The organism is Streptomyces sp. NPDC003077 (assembly GCF_040611095.1).
Lineage (GTDB): Bacteria > Actinomycetota > Actinomycetes > Streptomycetales > Streptomycetaceae > Streptomyces.
In genome coordinates this window covers 60,731-75,838 of sequence record NZ_JBEXNM010000044.1, presented here as the reverse complement: position 1 = coordinate 75,838, position 15,108 = coordinate 60,731, and the positions used below count along the sequence as shown (strand labels likewise).

The window sequence follows — 15,108 nt, the reverse complement described above, 5'->3', positions numbered from 1 at the left end:
CATCCCTCTCTTATTTCTTATTTTATTTCCCTTGTTCCCTTTTATAACCCAAACCCACCCTAACCTCGGGGCCCCCACTCTTCCGGGGCCCCGCCTCTTCGCCGTACAGCAGGACTGCTTGAGCGTTACGCCCCCAGCTTCTCCAACGCCGCGTCGATCCGGGCGAGCGTGCGCTCGCGCCCCAGGACCTCCAGGGACTCGAAGAGCGGGAGGCCGACGGTGCGGCCGGTGACGGCTACGCGGACGGGGGCCTGGGCCTTGCCGAGTTTGAGGCCGTGGGTTTCGCCGGCGGCGAGGACGGCCTCCTTGAGGGAGTCGGCGGAGGACCAGTCGGCGGTGGACAGGTTCTCGCGGGCGGTGCGCAGGAGGGCGTCGGAGCCTTCCTTCATGGCCTTGTTCCAGGAGGCCTCGTCCTGCACCGGCTCGTCGAGGAAGAGGAAGTCGACGTTGGCGGTGATGTCGGACAGGACCGTCAGGCGGGTCTGCGCGTGCGGGGCGATGGCCTCGAAGGCGGCGCGGTCGAAGGACTCGGGCGCCCAGGGGGCGAAGGGGGCCTTGAGCCAGGGCTCGCAGGCGGCGATGAAGTCCTTGACGTCGAGCTGGCGCAGGTGGGTGGCGTTGATGGCCTCGGCCTTCTTGAGGTCGAAGCGGGCCGGGTTGGCGTTGACGTCCTGGATGTCGAAGGCGGCGACCATCTCGTCCAGCGAGAAGATGTCCCGGTCCTCGGACAGCGACCAGCCGAGCAGGCTGAGGTAGTTCAGCAGGCCCTGGGGCAGGAAGCCGCGCTCGCGGTAGAGGTTCAGGGACGCCTGGGGGTCGCGCTTGGAGAGCTTCTTGTTGCCCTCGCCCATGACGTACGGGAGGTGGCCGAAGGCCGGGGTGGTGCCGTTGCCGACGCCGATCTCCGCGAGGGCGCGGTACAGCGCGATCTGGCGGGGGGTGGAGGAGAGCAGGTCCTCGCCGCGCAGGACGTGGGTGATCTCCATCAGGGCGTCGTCGACCGGGTTGACCAGGGTGTACAGCGGGGCGCCGTTGGCGCGGACGATGCCGTAGTCCGGGACGTTCTCGGGGGCGAAGGTCAGCTCGCCGCGCACCAGGTCGGTGAAGGTGATCGGCTCGTCCGGCATGCGGAAGCGGACGATCGGGGTGCGGTCCTCGGCCTTGTAGGCCTCGACCTCCTCGGGGGTCAGCGCGCGGCACTTGCCGTCGTAACCCGAGGGCTTGCCGGCGGCGCGGGCGGCCTCGCGGCGGGCCTCCAGCTCCTCGGTGGAGCAGTAGCAGAAGTAGGCGTGGCCGGCGTTGATGAGCTTGCGCGCGACGTCCTGGTAGAGCTCCATGCGCTGCGACTGCCGGTAGGGCGCGTGCGGGCCGCCGATCTCGGGGCCCTCGTCCCAGTCCAGGCCGAGCCAGCGCATGGAGTCCAGGAGCTGCTGGTAGGACTCCTCCGAGTCGCGGGCCGCGTCGGTGTCCTCGATGCGGAAGACCATGGTGCCCTGGTGGTGCCGGGCGAAGGCCCAGTTGAACAGGGCGGTGCGGACCAGGCCCACGTGGGGGTTGCCGGTCGGCGAGGGACAGAAACGTACGCGGACGGGGGTGTCCGTACCAGTGTGTGCGCTAGCCACGCTTGATCACCTTGTTGGTGAGAGTGCCGATGCCTTCGATGGTGACGGCGACCTCGTCGCCGTCGGTGAGGGGGCCGACCCCGGCCGGGGTGCCCGTGAGGACGACGTCGCCGGGGAGCAGCGTCATCGCCTCGGTGATGTGGACGATCAGGTCCTCGATGGGACGGACCATCTCGCTGGTGCGGCCGAGCTGGCGTTGCGCGCCGTTGACGGTGCACATGATCGTCAGGTCGGACGGGTCGAGCTCGGTCTCGATCCACGGGCCCAGCGGGCACGAGGTGTCGAAGCCCTTGGCGCGGGCCCACTGCTTCTCGCGCTTTTGGACGTCCCGGGCGGTGACGTCGTTGGCGCAGGTGTAGCCGAGGATGACGTCCTTGACGCGCTCGCGCGGCACCTCACGGCACATGCGGCCGATGACGACGGCGAGCTCCGCCTCGTGGTGCACCTCCTGCGAGAAGGAGGGGTACACGATGGGGTCGCCGGGGCCGGTCACGGAGGTGGACGGCTTGAAGAAGGTCACCGGGGTGTCGGGGACCTCGTTGCCCAGCTCGGCGGCGTGCTCGGCGTAGTTGCGGCCGATCGCGACGACCTTGTTGGGGAGGACGGGCGGCAGCAGGCGGACCTTGTCCAGGGGGACCTTCTGGCCCGAGCGCTCGAATTCCGCGAAGGGGTGTCCCTTGATGACGTCGAGGGTCTCGCCCTCGATCACGCCGAAGCCGACGTTGCCGTCGATGGAGAATCTGGCGATGCGCACGGGTTGCCGCTGCCCCTCATGATCACTGGCCGGAGTTGACACTCCAGGCTATCGCGGGGGCCCGCCGGCTCCTCGACCCATTTGTCCGGTGCCGGGGTCCGGCCTGGTCGCGGGGTGGTCGGGAGGGGCGACGGGGGCCCTTCACCGGCCCCCGTAAGCGCCTTCCGTCAGCGCGTCGTCACGGCGTGGCGTCGTCGCGCTACAGGTCGTCGCGTGACGAGTCGCCGCGCCGCAAGCCTTCGCGCGCCAAGCCGCCGCGTCACGCGGCGGGGGCGTCCTCGGCGGGCGCGGCCGGGGCCGGGGCGTGCATGAGGACGGTGCGGCGGGGGTTGGCCGTCTGGGTGGGCAGCTCGACGGAGTGCTCGGTCGGCGCGGGGCGCAGGTCGTCGGCGTCCTTCAGGTGCGCCAGGGTGGTGCGCCGCGGGTTGGCTATCTTGCGGAACATCATCGTGGTCTTCACTGCTTCACGCCTCGCGTTGGTGTCGGGGCCGGGCCGGGGCCGGTCGCGCTGAGCTGGGAGCCTCGCCCCTGCCGGGGGTCGTCTCGGTGCGGTGACCTTGACGATTCGGACAAGTGTGTAAAGCGTCAGGCTATGCGCGCTATTCCCCTCCGGTCGCCGGGGAAGTCCACGAAGATCTTGTGAGTTTGCTCACGATGTGTATGACAAATGCCGCAATCCTCATGATCAACAAGCGGGGGAAAAACGGACATTGACGGACCGACGCGGGCGTTCCGCTGCCGATCACCCCACCTGGGACAGCAGGAACGGGTGAGCGACTCGCGGGCAAAAGTCCGTTCTTGAGGCTACTGTTCTCCACGTGCGGTGATCCGTTCCGTACGGGGTGTCACCGCCACTCCGGCCGACCGGTCCGCCCTTGTTGGAGATCCGGCACTGTGCTGGAATTCCACGGACCGCCGCGGGTTCAACTTCAAGCCGGCGCGCAGGCGGCGCGAGAGGAGCGCCGCGGTGGAGCGGCTCCCTTCGCCAGAGGGGGCGGCCCGCGGTCACTTCACGACCGCCAGGGGGACGAGGATCCCCCTACGACTCGACACCGTCCTTCCGCTGACGCGGGGGACGCCTGGTCCAGAGGTTGCGACGCTAGTGCAGGGACGTTTCAAGAGGGATGGCAGCGCTGCGGCGGAGCCGGAGCCGCGCGGCGGGACCGACCGCGCCTCCTCGCCGCAGCGGGCCCAGGGCAACCCGGCGGGCGGCACGGCGCCGTCCGACGGGAACGGCAAGACGCCGGGCATCGAAGCGCCCGCCGAGCGGGTCACGCCGCCGGGCCCGACCGGCCCAGGCAGCCGCATCGCCCTGCGCAACTGGCGCATCAGCACCCGCCTGGTCTCCCTCCTCGCGCTGCCCGTCGTCGCCGCGACCGCCCTCGGCGGTATGCGCATCAGCGGCTCGCTGGAGGACATGGACCAGCTCGACAAGATGCAGCTCCTGACCGACATGACCAAGCAGGCCACGGCGCTGGCCGACGCGCTGCAGGTCGAGCGGGACAAGTCGGCGGGTCCGCTGGCGGGCAAGGGCGACACCAAGGACGACGCCAACGTGCTGGCGCCGCGCCAGGCCACCGAGCGCGCCCGCGCCGACTTCGACAAGGCCACCGGCGAGCTGGACCGGGACGACCCGGCCATGGCCGGCGTCCACGCGACGCTGCTGGAGATCGGCCGTCAGCTCAAGACGCTCAACACCATCCGCGCCGGCGCGTACTCCGACAACGCCGACGCCAGCCGCACGGTCGCCTCGTACAACCAGCTCATCACCTCGCTGCTCGCGCTGTCCCAGGACATGGCGCAGGCGACCAGCAACCCCGAGATGATCCGCAGCACCCGCGCGCTGGCCGCGTTCTCCTCCGCCAAGGAGTACGCGTCGATGCAGCGCGCGCTGATCAGCGCGGGTCTGGCCCACAAGGGCGGCGCGAAGCTGTCCGCCAACGACCGGCTCGCCGGCCGTACCGCCGAGAACAACGAGAAGGCGGCCCGCGACCGCTTCGCGCAGATCTACACCATCGCGGGTGAGCGCGACGCGTCCCAGCTCACCAAGGGTCTGGACGGCAACAGCGACGACATCAAGGCCGCGGTCTCCTTCGCGCACCGCGCCTTCGGCAGCGACGACGGCATCCGCAGCCAGGAGTACCAGTACCTCGACTGGTACGACACCGACACGGTGAAGATCACCGAGATGTCGCGCATCGAGAAGTCGCTGCTCTCGGAGATGGAGCAGAAGTCCCGTGAGCTGCGGGACGAGTCGACCCAGGACGCGATCCTCAACGGTGCGCTGATCCTCCTCGTCCTCGGCGTGTCGCTGGTCGGCGCGTTCGTGGTGGCCCGCTCCATGGTCCGCTCGCTGCGCCGCCTTCAGGACACCGCGCAGAAGGTCGCCCAGGAGCGCCTGCCCGAGCTCGTCAAGCAGCTCTCCGAGACCGACCCGCAGGACGTGGACACCTCCGTGGAGTCCGTCGGCGTGCACAGCCGGGACGAGATCGGCAAGGTGGCCGCGGCCTTCGACGACGTGCACCGGGAGGCCGTCCGGCTGGCCTCCGAGCAGGCGCTGCTCCGCGGCAACGTCAACGCGATGTTCACCAACCTCTCGCGCCGCAGCCAGGGCCTCATCCAGCGTCAGCTCTCGCTCATCTCCGAACTGGAGTCCCGCGAGGCCGACCCGGACCAGCTGTCCTCGCTCTTCAAGCTCGACCACCTCGCGACGCGCATGCGCCGTAACGGTGAGAACCTCCTCGTCCTCGCCGGTGAGGAGCCGGGCCGCCGGTGGACCCGGCCCGTCCCGCTCGTCGACGTCCTGCGCGCCGCGGCCTCCGAGGTGGAGCAGTACGAGCGCATCGAACTCACCGCGGTCCCGCAGACCGAGGTGGCCGGCCGGGTCGTCAACGACCTCGTGCACCTCCTCGCCGAGCTGCTGGAGAACGCGACCTCCTTCTCCTCGCCGCAGACCAAGGTCAAGGTCACCGGTCACGCGCTGCCCGACGGCCGCGTGCTCGTCGAGATCCACGACACCGGCATCGGCCTGTCCCCCGAGGACCTGGCGGCGATCAACGAGCGGCTGGCCAGCCCGCCGACCGTGGACGTCTCCGTCTCCCGCCGCATGGGCCTGTTCGTGGTCGGCCGCCTGTCCCTGCGGCACGGCATCCGCATCCAGCTCCGGCCCTCGGACTCCGGCGGCACCACCGCCCTGGTCATGCTGCCGGTCGACGTCGCCCAGGGCGGCAAGAAGCCCACCCCGGCACCCGGCAAGAACCTCCCCGGCGCGCGGCCCGCGGGCGACCACGGCCCCGGCGCGCCCGGCGGCCACGGCCCCGGCACCCCCGGTACCGGCGCCCACGGTTCCGGCCCCGGCCACAACGCCGCCGGCAGCCGGCTCGCCGGTCTCCAGCCGCGCGGCCAGGTCGGCGCGGGCCCCGGCGGCGCGCGTCCCGCGCTGCCCGGCCGCGGCGGCCCGAACGCCGGTGCCCCCGGCGGCGGCGCGTTCGGCCCCGGCGGAGCCTTCGGCGGCGGTGCGCCGTCCGGAGCCCGTACGCCGGGCGCGCCCGTGGGCGGCCCGCAGTCCGGCGGCCGTCCCGCGCTGCCGACCCGCGACGACGCCGGTCAGCCGACCGTCGCGCCCCCCACGGGCGCGCCGGGACGGGACGGGCGTCCGCAGCTGCCGCAGCGCGGCTCGGCGGCCGAGCTGCCGGGCGGTCCGGAGCGCGGTCAGGGTGCCGACGACGCCGGGCAGCGGTCCGGTACGACGAGCTGGGGCGCCCGCCGCGAGCGCGGCAGCGGCTCGGACGACTGGCCGGTCCCCGGCCGTCAGACGCCGGACCAGCCGCGGGGGCACGAGGAGCCGCAGGGCTCCGACGCCTTCGCGCGTCCGGCCGCGGGCGGGCCCGGCGACACGGCCGAGTTCGCGCGCCCGGACTACGACGGTCCGGCTCCGGGCACGGAGTCGGCGCGGCGCGGCGCGGGTGACAGCGGCGAGTTCGCCGCGTCCGGCGACGACCGGGCGGCGCAGACCGGGGCGTTCCCGCAGGTCTCCGAGACCGGCGCGTACCCGCAGGCCGACCTCTCCGGGACCGGGGCGTTCCCCCAGGTCTCCGAGACGGGCGCCTTCCCGCAGGCTTCCGACACGGGCGCGTACCCGCAGGCGGACGCCGGGCAGACCGGCGCGTACCCGCAGGTCTCCGAGACCGGCGCCTTCCCGCAGGCTTCCGAGACCGGCGCGTACCCCCAGGTCTCCCAGACCGGGGCGTTCCCGCAGGTCTCCGACACCGGGGCCTTCCCGGCCGCGGACACCGGAACGTTCCCGCAGGCTTCCGAGACGGGCGCGTACCCGCAGGCCGACCTCTCCGGGACCGGGGCGTTCCCCCAGGTCTCCGAGACGGGCGCCTTCCCGCAGGCTTCGGAAACGGGTGCCTTCCCGCAGGCCGACGCCGGGCAGACCGGCGCGTACCCGCAGGTCTCCGAGACCGGCGCGTACCCGCGGCCCGACGAGCTCGGTGACCTCGGCGACCCGCACAGCGGGCGCGACACGGGCGAGTTCCCGCTGGGCCAGGGTGCGGACACGCGTGCCGCGAACCGCCCGGACGCCGCCCCCGCCTCGTACGAGGACGGCGGGTACGGCACCACCGACCGGCACACCGGCGCCTTCGCGCGACCGGAGGACGGGACCGGCGAGAGCGCCCTGCCCCGGCGCGAGCACGGAACCGACGGGACCGGCCACTTCCTCGCCGATGCCGATGCCGACACCGGTTTCGGCGCCGGTGCCGACGCCGGCCGGTCGGCCGCGGCCCCCGCCGACGGCCGTACGCCGATCTTCGACACCATCGAGTCGAACTGGTTCAACGAACCGGCCGACGCGTCGGTGCCGCGGCAGCGGCAGGCCGAGCCGGACGAGCGGCCGGAGCCGGCCGAGCGGTCCGAGCCGCCGCTGATGCCGCGCCGCCGCCCCGGTGCCTCGCTCAACGGCGCGGCGGCCGGTGCCGACACCTCCGGTTCGGACGTCTTCGCCAAGGGCGGGTCCGACACCTCCGGGTCCGATGTCTTCGGCAAGCGCGGTTCCGGCACCTCCGGTTCCGACACCTCCGGTTCCGACGTCTTCGGCAAGGGCGGCGCGTCCTGGGGCTCCGGTCCCAACGACGAGAGCTGGCGGCAGGCGGAGCAGATCCGCCAGCCCGCCGCCGGCGGCGTCACCACTTCCGGCCTGCCGCGCCGGGTCCCGCGGGCGAACCTGGTCGCCGGCACCGCTCAGCAGCAGCAGAGCCAGCCGGCCGGACCGCAGGTCTCCCGCGCCCCCGACGACGTGCGGGGCCGGCTCACCAACCTTCGGCGGGGTATCCAGCAGGGCCGCTACCGGGCCGAGGAGAACTCCGCCACCGGCAACCACGGCGTTGTCGACCCCTCTCACCAGCAGGAGCGTTAGTTGAGTCCGATGAGCCAGGCGGCGCAGAATCTGAACTGGTTGATCACCAACTTCGTGGCGAACACACCCGGTGTCTCGCACACGGTCGTGGTCTCCGCGGACGGGCTGCTCCTCGCGATGTCCGAGGGGTTCCCCCGCGACCGCGCCGACCAGTTGGCGGCGGTGGCCTCCGGGCTGACCTCGCTGACCACCGGTGCCTCCCGCATCTTCGAGGGCGGCAGCGTGAACCAGACCGTGGTGGAGATGGAGCGCGGCTTCCTCTTCATCATGTCCATCTCGGACGGCTCGTCGCTGGCCGTGCTGGCGCACCCCGAGTGCGACATCGGCCTCGTCGGTTACGAGATGGCTCTGCTGGTCGACCGCGCGGGGACGGTGCTGACGCCCGATCTGCGCGCCGAACTGCAGGGCAGCCTGTTGCACTGAGAGCCGCCGCACGCCGAACCGATCACCGACCACCGAGCCGCACCCCCCACCGGCCCGACCCGACGACTGTGAGTTGTCCCGTCCGGAGGAACCATGAATCCGCCCCCTGCCTCGCCCGGCCCGTACGGTGGCTACAGCCAAGCGCCGTACGGGGGAGAAGGCGACCAGCCGCTGGTGCGCCCGTACGCCATGACCGGGGGCCGGACCAGGCCGCGCTACCAGCTCGCCATCGAGGCCCTGGTCAGCACCACCGCCGACCCGGCGCAGCTCCCCAACCTGCTGCCGGAGCACCAGCGCATCTGCCACCTGTGCCGTGAGGTGAAGTCGGTGGCGGAGGTCTCCGCGCTGCTGCACATCCCGCTCGGGGTGGCGCGCATCCTGGTCGCGGACCTGGCGGAGGCCGGGATGGTGGCGATCCACCAGCCGGGTGGCGGTGCCGAGACCGGCGGCACGCCGGACGTGACGCTGCTGGAGAGGGTGCTCAGTGGACTTCGCAAGCTCTGACGGGGCGGTCCGTTCCACCACGTCCGCGAAGATCGTGGTGGCGGGCGGCTTCGGCGTGGGCAAGACCACGTTCGTCGGGGCGGTCTCGGAGATCAACCCGCTGCGCACGGAGGCCGTGATGACCTCCGCGTCGGCCGGGATCGACGACCTGAGCCACGTCCAGGGCAAGCAGACGACCACCGTGGCGATGGACTTCGGCCGCATCACCCTGGACCAGGACCTGATCCTGTACCTCTTCGGTACGCCGGGTCAGGACCGCTTCTGGTTCATGTGGGACGACCTGGTCCGCGGCGCGATCGGCGCGGTGGTCCTAGTGGACACCCGGCGGTTGGCCGACTGCTTCCCGGCGGTCGACTATTTCGAGAACAGCGGGCTGCCGTTCGTCATCGCCCTCAACGGCTTCGACGGCCACCAGCCCTACACGCCCAACGAGGTCCGCGAGGCCCTCCAGATCGGGCCCGACACGCCGATCATCACCACCGACGCCCGCCACCGCGAGGAGGCCAAGAGCGCGCTGATCACCCTGGTCGAGCACGCCCTCATGGCCCGTCTCAAGTAGGGACCGGTGGACGGGGCCACCCGGGCCGATCATCGGTCCGGGTGGCCCTTCCGGTATCTCAAGTAGCTTTACTCGCTTGGCAGTTGCGACGGGTGAAGTCCGGACCATCACAGCGCCCGGCTGTGGCCTTGGCCACGCCCCGCCTCCGGCGTTCATAACGTTTCGACAGAGAATTCCCCCACGCCCGCCACACAGCGCACACGCACGCTCTCGCTGCGTTCATCCCGCTCCCGCCATTTGGCGTCGCTCGCCCTTAACGCCCCTTTTATCTGAGCCGTTCAGCGGCCGGTTCCCGCTCGCTCCGGTGTTTGGAAGGGGCGGTCTTGACGTGCTGAAATTCGCAGAACTCCGGAGTAGGTACGCCCAGAAGAAAACGGCACAGCACGAGTGGGTGCCGTCGCCGAGAGGTTGTTGGTCGAGTGAGGCGAAGCACGTCGAGCCCCGAGCCGCAGGCATCGCGGCGGGGCAACTTCACCCCGCCGCCGCGCACCGCGGCGCCGAAGTCCGGCGCGCCCGAGGTCTCCGTCGCCGTTCCCCCCAGGAGCGGCCCGAAATTCTCCCCGCGCAACTGGCGCGTGGCCACCCGCCTGAACGCGATCCTGCTCATCCCCGTCCTGGTCGCCCTCGTCTTCGGCGGCCTGCGGGTCAACGGCTCGATCGAGACCTGGCAGGAAGCGCGGGACGCCGAGAGCACCGCGAAGCTCGTCGAGGCCGCGGCCACCTACAGCCACGCCCTCATCGACGAACGCGACCGCAGCGTGCGGCCCCTGCTGGCCGGCAAGCGGGACGACCCGGCGGTGCGCGAGGCGCGCGCGGCCACCGACACCGCGGCCGGCGCGTTCCGCAAGGCGGTCGCTGCGGCGCCCGGCAAGGACGGCCTCAAGCGCCGGCTCGCCGCGTTCGACAAGGTCGAGCCGGAACTGGCCGGGGTGCGCGAGAAGGCGTTCACCGACCAGCTCCCCGGCGCGCAGACCGAAGAGGCGTACGTCCGCATCCAGCACCCCCTGATGGAGTTCGCCAACGAACTCGGGCTGGGCACCGGCAACATCACCTCCTACGGCCGCACCGTCTACGCCGTCTCTCTCGCCAAGGCCGCCCAGTCGCTGCAGCGCTCCATCGGCCTGCACCTGCTGGTCGCCCCGGCGACCGGACCGGAACTCAAGAAGCAACTCACCGCCTTCGCGTCGTACCGCTACCTGGAGGGCATCGCCACCGGCGAGTACACCTCCGGCGGCACCCCCGCGGACATCGAGCGGCTCCGCAAGGACACCGAGGCCCTGAAGAAGTCCGCCCAGGACCAGGTCACCCGCCTCAGGCAGCGGGCGGAGGCCGCCGGCGAGAAGTTCGTCGCGCCCCCCTCCATGGACGCCATGGCCAACGCGATCGGTTCCGGCGAGAGCCCGGAAAAGCTCGCCGCGCGCGGCATCACGCCCGAGGCCTGGTTCGCCGCGTCCAGCGGCACGTTCGCCATGTACCGCGGCATCGAGAAGGACCTCGTCGACAAGGCCGTAGCGGAGGCCGCGCAGATCTCCTCCGACGCCCGCCAGACGACCTTCATCGACTCCGGCATCGTGCTGGCCGCCCTGGGCATCGCCTTCGTCGTGGCCGGGCTGATGGCCCGCCGGATGAGCCGCAACATGCGGCAGCTCCGCACCGCCGCGCTGGGCATCGCCGAACAGCGGCTGCCGACCCTCGTCGACCAGCTCTCCCGGACGGAACCGGGCCGGGTGGACACCCACATCGAGCCCATCCCGATCGGCACCACCGACGAGATCGGCGAGGTGGCCCGCGCCTTCGACAAGGTGCACAGCGAGGCCGTGCGGCTCGCCGCCGAGCAGGCGATGCTGCGGGGCAACGTCAACGCGATCTTCACCAACCTGTCCCGCCGCAACCAGGGCCTGATCGAGCGTCAGCTCACGCTGATCACCGACCTGGAGAACAACGAGGCGGACCCGGACCAGCTCGAAGACCTCTTCCAGCTCGACCACCTCGCCACCCGCATGCGGCGCAACGGCGAGAACCTCCTCATCCTCGCGGGCGAGGAACCGGGCCGCCGCTGGAACGAGCCGGTCCCCCTGGTGGACGTGCTGCGCGCGGCGACCTCCGAGGTGGAGGCGTACGAGCGCATCGAACTGGACGGCGTCCCGGAGAGCGAGATCCACGGCAACGCCGTCACCGACCTCGTCCACCTGCTGGCCGAGCTGCTGGAGAACGCCACCACCTTCTCCTCCCCGCACACCAAGGTCCGGATCAACGCGACCCGGATGCCCGACGGCCGGGTGATGGTGGAGATCCACGACAAGGGCATCGGCCTGACCGCCGAGGACTTCGCCGACATCAACCACAAACTGGCCAACCCGCCGACGGTGGACGTCGCCGTCTCCCAGCGCATGGGCCTGTTCGTGGTCGGCCGCCTGGCGGACCGGCACGGCATCCGCGTCCAGCTCCGCCCCTCGGGCGAGCAGGCCGGCACCACCTCGCTGGTCATGCTGCCCGACGCCATCACCCACGGTGGCGGCGGCGAGGAGCGCGCGAACGGCGACGACTTCACCGTCTCCCCCATCGCCCCCGAGCAGCAGGGCGCCGAGTACCACGACGACGGCCGCACGGCCGCCGAGCTGGGCTTCGACGACTCCTACGGGCGGCCGGGCGGCGGGACCCAACTGAACCCGGTGGGCCGTTCGCGGCTCCGCGAGGAGCGGCGCGCCGCACTGGAGGCGCAGGCCGGCGACCGGGCGCGGCACGGTGCCGTCGATCCGTCCCAGCCACTCTTCCGCGACGAGCCTCCGGCCCCGGCCCCGCCGTACGCGGGCGACCCGTCCGGCCGGCCGCACCCGGCCGGGCAGGGGCAGCCGTTCCCGGGGGACACCACCGGGCAGATGCCGCAGCCCTTCGGGGCGGACGCGGGCTTCGCGGGCGGTCCGGGGCAGGCGTTCCCGGGGAATGCGGGGCAGGCATTCGCGGACGGTTCCGGGCAGGCGTTCCCGGCTGATTCCGGGCAGCCCTTCGGGGGCGATACCGGGCAGATGCCGCAGCCGTTCCCGGCGGACGCGTCGCAGCCGTTCCCGGACGGTTCCGCGCAGCCGTTCGCGGCCGATCCCGCGCGGTCGGGGCAGCCGTTCGCGGCGGAGGCGGGCCATGCCGGTCGGCCCTTCGGGGACGACACCGGGCAGATGCCGCAGCCGTTCGCGGCGGACGCCGGGCAGCCGTACGGGACCGACGCCGGACAGCCTTTCGGGGCCGCTGCCGGACAGCCTCTCGGGGACGACACCGGCTCGACGCCGCAGCCGTTCCCCGCCGACTCCGGGCAGCCGTTCCCGGCGGACGCGACGCAGCCGTTCCCGGCGGACGCGACGCAGCCGTTCCCGGCCGATCCGGCGCGGTCCGGGCAGCCGTTCGCGGACGGTGCCGGGCAGCCGTACGGGACCCCTTCGCAGGCGTATCCGGAATCGGAACAGGCGTCCTACGACGGGTCGTCGTTCGGCGGTCAGGAGCTCGCGGGTACGGCCCTCGGCGGCCCCACGGACCAGCAGCCGTACGCCTCTTACGGCTCCGGCGCGCAGGACGACTGGCCCGCGCGGGACACCGCCCGGCCGTTCTCCGGACGGGAAGCGGAATCCGGCCGGAATGACGCGCCCGGTCCCGCGGAGGCGCCGGAGCGCGTAGCATTCGACCGTCCGGGCCCGTCCTCGGCTCCCGCCGAGGGTGCCCCGGCCGCGGGCGACTCTCCCGCTCCCACCGACTCCGGTCTGCCGCGCCGCGGCGGCGGCGGGCCGCAGGGCCAGGCGTGGCAGGGGCCCGGGGCCCAGTCCGGTACGGACGGTTCCGAGTGGCGTTCGGCCAACGACGAACGGTGGCGGCGGGCGGAGCGGCTGCGCGAGCCGAAGGCGGGCGGCGTCACCTCGTCCGGTCTGCCCCGGCGGGTGCCCAAGGCCAACCTGGTCGAGGGCTCGGCGGAGCAGACCGCCCAGGACGGCCCCCAGGTCTCCCGGGCCCCGGAGGACGTCCGCGGCCGGCTCAGCAACCTGCGCCGCGGCGTCCAGCAGGGCCGCGGTGCCGGTACGGCGACACCCCAGAATGACCAACAGGGCTTCGGCCCCGGCAGCACCTACGATCAGGAGCGTTAGTGTGAGCCCGATGAGCCAGGCGGCGCAGAACCTGAACTGGTTGATCACCAACTTCGTGGACAACACCCCCGGTGTGTCCCATACGGTCGTGGTCTCCGCGGACGGGCTTCTTCTCGCCATGTCCGAGGGGTTCCCGCGGGACCGCGCCGATCAGTTGGCGGCGGTGGCCTCCGGGCTCACCTCGCTGACCTCCGGCGCCTCCCGGATCTTCGAGGGCGGCAGCGTCAACCAGACCGTGGTGGAGATGGAGCGCGGCTTCCTGTTCATCATGTCCGTGTCCGACGGGTCCTCGCTGGCCGTGCTGGCGCACCCCGAGTGCGACATCGGCCTCGTCGGCTACGAAATGGCCCTGCTGGTCGACCGCGCGGGAACCGTTCTCACTCCCGATCTGCGCGCCGAGCTGCAGGGGAGTCTTCTCAACTAGCAAACAGGCAGTGCGTTCGCGGCCACCGCGCCATAGGGTGCGGTGGCGCGACCGGCGCGACAGGCAAGTTGGAGGAGGAGACGTGGCAACGCCCCCGAACGGTTACCCGTACGGCCCCGGACCGCGGTCCGGACCACAGGGCGAGACGCGGCACGACCGCTTCGACTTCCCCGCCGCGCCACCCCAGCAGGCGTGGCCCGACCGGCCGTACGGCTCTCCCTCGCGCGAGCCGGCGTCGTTCGGACCGCGGCGCCGCGCCCGGCGTGCCGCCCCGGCCGCCGCCCCCGCGGGGAGCGCGCGCAACCCGCTGGTGCGCCCGTACGCCATGACCGGGGGCCGGACCAGGCCCCGTTACCAGCTCGCCATCGAAGCGCTGGTGAGCACGACCGCCGACCCGGCCCAACTGCCGGGCCGGCTGCCGGAGCACCAGCGCATCTGCCACCTGTGCCGTGAGGTCAAGTCGGTCGCCGAGATTTCGGCGCTGCTCTCCATTCCCCTCGGCGTCGCCCGTATCCTCGTCGCCGACCTGGCGGAGGCCGGGCTCGTCGCCATCCATCAGCCCGGCGGAGACGAGACCGCCGGTGGACAGCCAGATGTGACACTGCTCGAAAGGGTGCTCAGTGGACTTCGCAAGCTCTAGCGGTGCAGCCCGCTCCACCACCTCCGCGAAGATCGTGGTGGCGGGCGGCTTCGGCGTGGGCAAGACCACGTTCGTCGGGGCCGTCTCAGAGATCAACCCGCTGCGCACCGAAGCCGTGATGACCTCCGCGTCGGCGGGCATCGACGACCTCACGCACGCGCCGGACAAGACCACCACGACCGTGGCGATGGACTTCGGTCGCATCACCCTGGACCAGGACCTGATCCTGTACCTCTTCGGTACGCCCGGTCAGGACCGCTTCTGGTTCATGTGGGACGACCTGGTGCGGGGTGCCATCGGCGCCGTCGTCCTCGTGGACACCCGCCGCCTCGCCGACTGCTTCCCGGCCGTCGACTACTTCGAGAACAGCGGGCTGCCGTTCGTCATCGCCCTCAACGGCTTCGACGGCCACCAGCCCTACACCCCCGACGAGGTCCGCGAGGCCCTCCAGATCGGGCCGGACGCCCCGATCATCACGACCGACGCGCGGCACCGCAGCGAGGCCAAGAGCGCGCTGATCACGCTGGTCGAGCACGCTCTGATGGCGCGGCTGCGGTAGGACGCGGCCGGCTTCGGCCGTTTCCGACGCCGCTTTGGCCGGTCCTGGCGTCGGATCCCGGTGGGTGCCTGAGTTCG

The 15,108-nt window shown here is 72.1% G+C and carries 11 protein-coding genes; 8 read left to right on the top strand and 3 right to left on the bottom strand.

The window, feature by feature from the left end; all coding sequences use genetic code 11:
* Positions 1-125: 125 nt before the first annotated feature.
* From gltX to ABZX96_RS25685, 3 genes are all read right to left on the bottom strand, one after another.
* Complete coding sequence (gene gltX / locus ABZX96_RS25695; RefSeq protein WP_355548874.1) at positions 126-1,622, bottom strand: glutamate--tRNA ligase; 1,497 nt, start codon at positions 1,620-1,622, stop codon at positions 126-128.
* Positions 1,615-2,376, bottom strand: a complete 762-nt coding sequence (locus ABZX96_RS25690) for a fumarylacetoacetate hydrolase family protein (protein WP_355548871.1) — start codon at positions 2,374-2,376, stop codon at positions 1,615-1,617. Before ABZX96_RS25690 ends, gltX begins: the two co-directional genes overlap by 8 nt.
* Positions 2,377-2,635: 259 nt before the next feature.
* A complete protein-coding gene (locus ABZX96_RS25685) occupies positions 2,636-2,836 on the bottom strand; it encodes a hypothetical protein (protein ID WP_355548868.1) in 201 nt (66 codons plus the stop codon).
* Between the two features lie 642 nt (positions 2,837-3,478).
* On the opposite strand from ABZX96_RS25685, the gene ABZX96_RS25680 reads away from it, so the two are divergent.
* The 8 genes from ABZX96_RS25680 to ABZX96_RS25645 all read left to right on the top strand — a co-directional run bounded on the left by ABZX96_RS25680 (position 3,479) and on the right by ABZX96_RS25645 (position 15,031).
* On the top strand, positions 3,479-7,795 hold the full coding sequence (locus tag ABZX96_RS25680; protein ID WP_355548865.1) for a nitrate- and nitrite sensing domain-containing protein: 4,317 nt from the start codon (positions 3,479-3,481) through the stop codon (positions 7,793-7,795).
* 9 nt (positions 7,796-7,804) lie between these two features.
* Positions 7,805-8,218 carry a roadblock/LC7 domain-containing protein gene (locus ABZX96_RS25675; protein WP_355548879.1) on the top strand — a complete coding sequence of 138 codons (414 nt, stop codon included), beginning with the start codon at positions 7,805-7,807 and terminating at the stop codon, positions 8,216-8,218.
* A gap of 93 nt (positions 8,219-8,311) precedes the next feature.
* Positions 8,312-8,722: a DUF742 domain-containing protein gene (locus ABZX96_RS25670; RefSeq protein WP_355548862.1), complete on the top strand. Its 411-nt coding sequence runs from the start codon at positions 8,312-8,314 to the stop codon at positions 8,720-8,722.
* Entirely contained in the window at positions 8,703-9,281 is a 579-nt protein-coding gene (locus ABZX96_RS25665) for an ATP/GTP-binding protein (protein ID WP_355548859.1), read from the top strand. Before ABZX96_RS25670 ends, ABZX96_RS25665 begins: the two co-directional genes overlap by 20 nt.
* A 419-nt stretch (positions 9,282-9,700) precedes the next feature.
* Positions 9,701-13,408 (top strand): nitrate- and nitrite sensing domain-containing protein, encoded by a 3,708-nt coding sequence (locus tag ABZX96_RS25660; RefSeq protein WP_355548856.1) that lies wholly within the window; start codon positions 9,701-9,703, stop codon positions 13,406-13,408.
* Positions 13,409-13,418: 10 nt separating this feature from the next.
* Positions 13,419-13,832: a roadblock/LC7 domain-containing protein gene (locus ABZX96_RS25655; protein WP_018087204.1), complete on the top strand. Its 414-nt coding sequence runs from the start codon at positions 13,419-13,421 to the stop codon at positions 13,830-13,832.
* 82 nt (positions 13,833-13,914) lie between these two features.
* Entirely contained in the window at positions 13,915-14,472 is a 558-nt protein-coding gene (locus ABZX96_RS25650) for a DUF742 domain-containing protein (RefSeq protein ID WP_355548853.1), read from the top strand.
* Positions 14,453-15,031, top strand: coding sequence for an ATP/GTP-binding protein (locus tag ABZX96_RS25645; RefSeq protein WP_073447656.1), 579 nt, complete (start codon positions 14,453-14,455; stop codon positions 15,029-15,031). The genes ABZX96_RS25650 and ABZX96_RS25645 overlap by 20 nt, the downstream gene beginning before the upstream one ends.
* Positions 15,032-15,108 lie beyond the last annotated feature (77 nt).